The sequence below is a fragment of the Kitasatospora sp. NPDC058406 genome (assembly GCF_042722765.1).
In the GTDB taxonomy this organism is placed as follows: domain Bacteria; phylum Actinomycetota; class Actinomycetes; order Streptomycetales; family Streptomycetaceae; genus Kitasatospora.
The window spans coordinates 1-6,568 of record NZ_JBHXKE010000076.1 but is presented as its reverse complement, the minus strand read 5'-3'; the positions used below and the strand labels follow the sequence as shown (position 1 = coordinate 6,568).

Below are 6,568 nucleotides of genomic sequence, written 5' to 3'. Positions count from 1 at the left end.
CCCTACCCGCCCCCGGGGTTCCCCCGGGCGCCCCCGGGCCCGCCCCCCCCCCCGGCCCGCCCCGGCCCCCCGCGGGGGCCGGCCCCGCACCCGCCGCCACCCACCTCACCGAGGAGCAGCACCCCGTGAACCAGCACACCGACCACAGCGAGCCCACCACCGCCCCCGGGGCGCGGCCGTCCCGGAGTATCCGTGAGGCGGCCGGCTGCCGGGCCCGCGCCCTGACCGCTCCGGGCGGCTGGCTCGACCGGCGCCGCCGGGAGGTCGTCGACGGCCTGGACGACCCCGCCGGCGCCGAACCGTGGGTGCGCGCCGTGGCCTTCCTGGCCGTGGTCACCCTCGCGGTCCTGGTGCTCGGCACCGTCGGCGGCATCCTGCTGAACGGCGCCGGCGCGCTGGTCGGCGCGATCCACGTGCCGCAGGACCTGCCCGCCGACGGCGACGGCCTGCGCGCCGCCATCACCGGCCCCGTCCACACCTACCTCGCCGCCCACACGCCCGCCCCGCTCACCGAGGCCACCGCCTACGGCGCGTGGAAGACGGTCGGCCTGGTCACCGCGCTGCTGGCGTTCCTCACCCGGGGCGCCGTCGCGCGCGCCGGCTGGACGGCCTGGTCGGTCGCGTCGCTCGCCATGGTGTGGAGCGCCGCGGACCCCGCCGGCCGCCCGGTCGCCACCGGCCTGACCGCCGCCGCCCTCACCGCCGCGAGCCTGGTCGCCCTGCGCGGCCTCTCCTTCAGCCTGCGCCCGACGGTGACCACCCACACCGAGATGGCTCCGCAGATCACCATCCAGACCCCCGAGCCCACGCCCGCGCCGGCCCCGGCCCCGGCTCCGGCCCGGCTCGCCGCGCTGCCCAACCCCGGGGGCCCGTTCGACCACCGCCACTGAGCCGACCACGACGACCAGGAGCAGCCCGCCCGTGACCGAACCCGCCCTCCCCCACCCCGTCCGGCTGACCGCCGTCATCGCCCAGCGCGGCCAGGCCCTGGCCGCCGACGTCGCCCAGCTGCGTGCCGACGCCGACCGCCTGGCCGCCGGCCTCGCCCGCGGCGTCAGCACCACCGACACCGAGCGGCTCACCGTCCTGGCCCAGCGCATCCACGCCCAGGCGTCCCGGATCGAGGGCCTGACCGACGCCCGCAGCCTCACCTGATACCCGCCCCGCCGGGGCCGGCACCCCACCGCACCGGCCCCGGCGGACCACCACACACCGCCGATTCGAAGGAGTCCCACGTTGTCCTGGGCGATATCCCGCGACGAGCAGATCGCCGCGCTCTACCAGAGGCTCCAGCACCGCTCCGCGATCCTGGCCGGCCTCACCCCCGGCACCCTCTCCCACACCGGGATCCAGTCCGAGTGCGACGCCATCCACGCCGAGATACGGCGCCTGGAGACCTCCCGCAGCATCTCCCCCAAGGCCCTGCTGCTCGTCGTCGGCATCACCGCGCTCCTCCTGTGGAGCCTCCTGACGTCCGGGCGCTGACGCCGCCCACCACCGCGCCCGTCTCCCCGGCCCGCCAGGCCGGGACGGCGGGCGCCGTGGTGCGCGGAGCCGGCCGCCCGGCCGACACCGACCACGCAGGAGGAACCCGCCGTGACCACCACCACCACCACCACCCGTGAAGACCTGCTCGGCCCGGTCGAGCCCGGCGACCTGGTCGTGATGATCGGGGCCAGCGGCTCGGGCAAGTCGACCTTGCTGCGCTCCTTGCCCGCGCACCAGATCGTCAGCCTGGACCGGCTCCGCGCCCTCGCATCCGAGCCCGGCGACCAGGACAGCACGCCCGACGCCGTCCTGCTCCAGCACCAGATCCTCGCGATGCGCCTACGCCGTGCCAAGACGGTGATCGTGGACAACACCTCGGTCGAGGCGCAGCACCGCCTGCAACTGGTGGAGCTGGCGCACCAGTACGGCCGCCGTGTGGTCGCGGCCTGGGTGGACGCTCCGCTTCGGACCTGTCTCGCCCGCAACAGCGCGCGCCCGGACCGCGAGCGCGTACCGGAGGCGGTCGTGCGCTGGCAGCACGCGATGGCCCGCGCCGCCCGGCACAGCCTGCCCGGCGAGGGCTTCGACGAGATCCGCCACCACCGCACCGCCTGACCGGGCCATCACGCCGCCCGCCACCGCGCCCCGCCCGCCGGCCAGCCAGGCCGGAGCAGCGGGGCGCCGTGGTGAGCGGCGCGGCCGCCCGGGCCCGCACCCGCAAGCGGCGCGGAGCCACCCTTCGGGCCCCGGACCTGACCCACCACCAGCCATCGCACCAGCCACCGAACCACCCACCGGAAGGAACCCCCGGAATGACCGAGCAGACCACCGACCTGCGCACCCGCGCGCTGCGCACCCTTCTCGACCTCGCCGACCCGGCCGCTAGCGTCGCCGCCGGAGCCGCCGCCGGCCTCACCACCTACCGCGCCCTGGCGGCCCGCCCCGTCGAGACCCGCATCACCCTGGCGCTGGCCGCAGCCGCGCTCACCGCGGTGCTCGCCGACCAGCACACCCACCACCTCCTGGCCCCGCTCCGGGCCCGCCTCGGCGTCGCGCGCCACCCCGCGCCGACCACCGCGGTGCCGTCGCTGGCGCAGCTCGCCCAGGACTCCACCGCCAACCTGGCGGCGAGGGCGGCCGGCGGCGCGATCCACCTCGACCACGGCTCCGGCTGCCTCACCAGGCCGCAGAACTGGGTGGGGCGACCGGACGGCACGGCCAGGTGCGAGCTCACCCCCGGCGCGTACCTGCTCTACCAGCCGTCCGGCACGGACAGCGGACTCGCCGAGTACGCCGGTCGCCCGCGTTACTACGAGCTGGTCGCCGACGGCGAGTACCGCGTCGTCGTCACCACCGTCACCCAGCTCGCCGACCTTCTCCAGCGCCACGCCGACGGCCGCCCGCTCGACGGCAGCGACGAGGACGACCCGTGGGCCCCGGCCCCCGACCGGGACGCCGCCACCTCCCCGGCCTCCCGCACGGACGACGACGAGGACCAGGACGACGACGACCGCGACCAGGAGGCCGACGCCTGGGCCGACGGGACCCTCTAGCACCACCCCGGCCGGCGGCTCCGGCAGCCGGCCCACCTCTTCCACACCCGCACCGACCCGCCGCCCACCGCGCCACCTACCCGGTCCGGCCCGCACCGCGCGGGCCGGACCGACCCGTCGAAGGAGCCACCCCATGACCGCCGTCGCCCCGATCCCCCGCCGCGGCCTGTTCGCCACCGACCCCGACCAGCGGCTGCGCCCCGGCACCCCCACGACCGACTGGGAGCTGTGGCTCACCGGCCCGAACACCCTGCTGACGATGCCCGACCTCGCCACCGCCCTGATGGCCGCCGCCGAACACAACGCCCTCGCCGCCGACATTGACGACGGTTCCCCGCTCCAGCCGGTGTCCTACGCGGTCGTGCTCTTCCGCGGCTACGCCTGGCGGCGCGAGGGCGCAGCCCGCTCGGACGCCGGTGTCGCCGTCCCGTCGCTGTGCTGGACCGCCACGTGCGGCATCTGCGGCGACACCCCCGAGGACGAGTTCATCCCCCACCACACCAGCCCCGAGGCCGCCGCCGACGACGCGGCCGGCAGCCGCGAGTGGGGGCAGTTGCCCGACGGGCGGCTGGTCTGCGACCGCGACGACGACGCCCACGACGAAGCCCGCGCCCAGGCCGCCGCCGACAGCGACACCGTGCCGGACGAGAACCAGCTCACCTTCCTGTAGACCCCGGCCCAGAGGAGGACCACGTGCACCACGTCATCGCTCCCACCCCGGACAGCCCCGCCAGCCAGGCCGTCGGCCTGGACCTGGACGGCACCCTCACCCAGCCCGGCCCCTGGCTCGGCGGCCGAATCGGCCTGCCCCAGCCCGGCGCCATCGACGCGCTGCGCACCCTGGCGCGGCATCGGGCGGTGTTCGTCTACACCGCCAGGCCGACCCGGTGGTTGCCGGAAGTGGCCGACTGGGTCACCTGGTACTCGGGCCTCGAAGCGTTCGTCGACCCGTCGCCGGAGCGGGCCTACTGGACGTCCTCGGGCGGCACGATCCTGGTCACCAACACCAAGCTCGGCGCGGCCGCGTACGTGGACGACCGCGCCGTTCACCACGCCGGCGACTGGGCCATCACCTTCGCCGCAGTCAGCCGTGCGATCGGCCTGGGCCGGCCCGGCGTCTGCACCACTACCTGATCCGGCACAACGGAAGGGCCCACCCCCGGGGGTGGGCCCTTTTGTGTTTCAGCCTCTACTCGACCGAGTCGGCTGCAATTTCGGCGTCCACCGGCCGGGCCAGTTCCGCTGCGGCAGCCCGCTTCGCGGACGCGAGGCGTTTGGACAGCTTCTCCACCTCCACGCCGAGGTCAACCAGGTGCCGGTGGGTCGCCTCCGGATCCGCGCCGATGGCGACCTTCACGGCCGCGGGCGTGAGAAGCGCCGATACGCGCCCGCGCAGTATCCCGGCAGCGCGCCCCAGGTCCCGCAACTCGGCCACCGCGGGAGCCGGCCCGAGCTCCTGCACGTCGGGGTCAGAAATTTCTGACCTCCCCGACTTCAGTCCTTCAGAGAGGTCAGAAATTTCTGACCCCGAGTTCTGGGGCGGGATGGACGGTGGCGCCGTCAGCTCCTGGACGACCTCCGCGAGCCGCGCAGCGGTGGGTCGCCGCTTTCCCTTCGCCGCAGCCTCTTCCACGGCCGTGGACACCGCCACCTTCGCGGCCTCCAGCCCATGGACTGTGATGGCCTCCGCGACGACCTTCCGGGAAGCCGCCTTCGTCAGGTGCTGCGTCAGATCCTGGCCGAGCCCGGCCACCGTCCTCACCCTGCCCGCGTCCTGAAGCAGCTCGAAGACGTACTTCTCCTCGACGTCCAGGACCGAGCCTGCCCACTGCGCGAAGTTAGTGTGCCCGGCCACCACGTGGAGTTCGCGCTGCTGCGCGACCTCCAGCAGGATCCCCTTGTTCAGGACCACGAAGTCTTCGGCCCTTTTACCGAGGCCATCGATCTCGACTAGCCGGGCAGTGACGAACTCCAATTGTTCCTCGGGCGTCCCCTGGACATCCTCCGGACTGAGCACGCGGCCGCCGGAGAAGGAGCCCGTCTGCGGGGCCGCCGAGTTCTCCAGCACCGCGAGGGCGCTGTGCGTCGCCGGGGGCGCGGCCTGCGCGGCCGCCTCCTTCTGCAGCTCGGCCGGAACCGCCGGGTCGATCGCCGAGTCGGCCGCCTTCTTCAACCGGCTGTTGCCCGCCGCGATCAGCTTGTTGCTCATTCGGCCACTCCCGACGCGGTCAGAATTCGGTCGTACGCGCCCGCGAGGGCCTGCGCTTCCTTGCCGGTCGCCGCAGTGATCGGCACGCAGGCGAACCTGGTCTGCTGGCGCACCGAGTGCCTGGGGATGGCGAGGTCATCACGGTAGAGATCGCCGTAAGTGTCGGCGAGGTACTTCCCTATGGCGTCCTTCAAGGTGCTCCGGCCGCCAGGCACGATCGACGGCACGATGCCGACGACGCGCAGGCCCGGGTTCATACCCAGATCCTTCACCAGCCGGATGGTGGCGAGCGCCTCCTTCGCCCCGATCCGGCCGTCCTCGTCGAGCGTCGCGGGGATGACCACATCCGTCGCGGCCACCAGTGCGGCGGTGACGAGCTTCCCGCCCGCCCGAGGCGGCAGGTCCAGGATGCCGACAGCGTCCTCCTCCACCGCACCCTTCAACGCTAGACGCAGCCGGAACTCCAAGCCGATGGCGACGTTGTCCGTCTCGCGGTTCGCCAGCGCGCGCTCCGCGGCGATGACCTGAACACCCGGCCACGCCTCCGAGGCCGGAGCGAACGCCTCGACTGCCAGCCCCGTCTCCCCCTGGGGGTCCAGGGCGAGCAGGTCGTTCATCGTGAAAGCCGGCGCGTCGTCCTCGGAGATCCCGAGCTCGGACGTGAAAGTGCCTCGCGGGTCCAGGTCGCCACCCACGACCTTCTTGTTCCTTGCACGGGCCGCAGCAACCAAGCCGGCCGCGAGGGCGGACTTCCCGACCCCGCCCTTTTCGCTGTAGACCGCGATCACCCTGCTGCTCATACCCGGCCCCTTAGCCACTTCCACGCCCAGTTCACAGAGGCAGGCTATCCGGGAGCAGAGCCACGCCGGCACTTGCCCACGCGTGTCCGCGCGGAGAGCGGGAGCGGACGGCACGTCGTCGGCACGGTGGCCAAGCCGACGCGGGTAAGAAAGACAAGGCGAACTCCGAAGTGACGCCCGACCCGATCAGGGACTGGAGGGTCGCTCTCAAGGGCCTCCAAGGTGCCCACCCGCGCTCGCCCCCGGGCACCCACTCCGCAGCCAGGGAAGCGGACCCGCGGGCCGCCGAAGCCCTGCTCGCCGAGATGAAGAAGACCGCGGCGGGAATCCTCCGACGAGTTCAACAGGCCACGGAATCCAGCTGATCAGCCCTCGGTGCCGACCGTAGGAGCGGCACCTCATCGCGCAGCGCCTCCGAAGTGGGGGGGCCCGCCCCGGGACCCGGGGCCCCCGCAGGGTGGGGGCAGGGGGGGGGGGGGTCAACCCCCCCCACAGAACCTACTAGGGGGTGATGCACC

At 74.1% G+C, this 6,568-nt stretch carries 9 protein-coding genes; 7 read left to right on the top strand and 2 right to left on the bottom strand.

Translation table 11 applies throughout. From position 1 onward, the window contains the following. The first annotated feature begins 125 nt into the window (after positions 1-125). The 7 genes from ACFWOG_RS17075 (at position 126) to ACFWOG_RS17045 (ending at position 4,175) form a co-directional block, all read left to right on the top strand. Complete coding sequence (locus ACFWOG_RS17075) at positions 126-890, top strand: hypothetical protein (RefSeq protein ID WP_380359207.1); 765 nt, start codon at positions 126-128, stop codon at positions 888-890. A 31-nt stretch (positions 891-921) separates the two neighbouring features. Beyond that, complete coding sequence (locus tag ACFWOG_RS17070) at positions 922-1,155, top strand: hypothetical protein (RefSeq protein ID WP_380359204.1); 234 nt, start codon at positions 922-924, stop codon at positions 1,153-1,155. Between the two features lie 81 nt (positions 1,156-1,236). Next, a complete protein-coding gene (locus ACFWOG_RS17065) occupies positions 1,237-1,485 on the top strand; it encodes a hypothetical protein (RefSeq protein WP_380359201.1) in 249 nt (82 codons plus the stop codon). Between the two features lie 111 nt (positions 1,486-1,596). Continuing rightward, on the top strand, positions 1,597-2,103 hold the full coding sequence (locus ACFWOG_RS17060) for an AAA family ATPase (RefSeq protein ID WP_380359198.1): 507 nt from the start codon (positions 1,597-1,599) through the stop codon (positions 2,101-2,103). A 197-nt stretch (positions 2,104-2,300) separates the two neighbouring features. Next, positions 2,301-3,041, top strand: a complete 741-nt coding sequence (locus ACFWOG_RS17055) for a hypothetical protein (protein ID WP_380359195.1) — start codon at positions 2,301-2,303, stop codon at positions 3,039-3,041. A 133-nt stretch (positions 3,042-3,174) separates the two neighbouring features. Continuing rightward, positions 3,175-3,711: a hypothetical protein gene (locus ACFWOG_RS17050; protein WP_380359193.1), complete on the top strand. Its 537-nt coding sequence runs from the start codon at positions 3,175-3,177 to the stop codon at positions 3,709-3,711. A 23-nt stretch (positions 3,712-3,734) separates the two neighbouring features. Further along, the gene (locus tag ACFWOG_RS17045; protein WP_380359191.1) at positions 3,735-4,175 is read left to right on the top strand and encodes a hypothetical protein; all 441 of its coding nucleotides are present in this window, start codon (positions 3,735-3,737) and stop codon (positions 4,173-4,175) included. A gap of 55 nt (positions 4,176-4,230) precedes the next feature. On the opposite strand, the gene ACFWOG_RS17040 is transcribed toward ACFWOG_RS17045, so the two are convergent. After that, on the bottom strand, positions 4,231-5,250 hold the full coding sequence (locus ACFWOG_RS17040) for a hypothetical protein (protein ID WP_380359188.1): 1,020 nt from the start codon (positions 5,248-5,250) through the stop codon (positions 4,231-4,233). Beyond that, the gene (locus ACFWOG_RS17035) at positions 5,247-6,050 is read right to left on the bottom strand and encodes a ParA family protein (protein ID WP_380359185.1); all 804 of its coding nucleotides are present in this window, start codon (positions 6,048-6,050) and stop codon (positions 5,247-5,249) included. Before ACFWOG_RS17035 ends, ACFWOG_RS17040 begins: the two co-directional genes overlap by 4 nt. Positions 6,051-6,568: the final 518 nt, after the last annotated feature.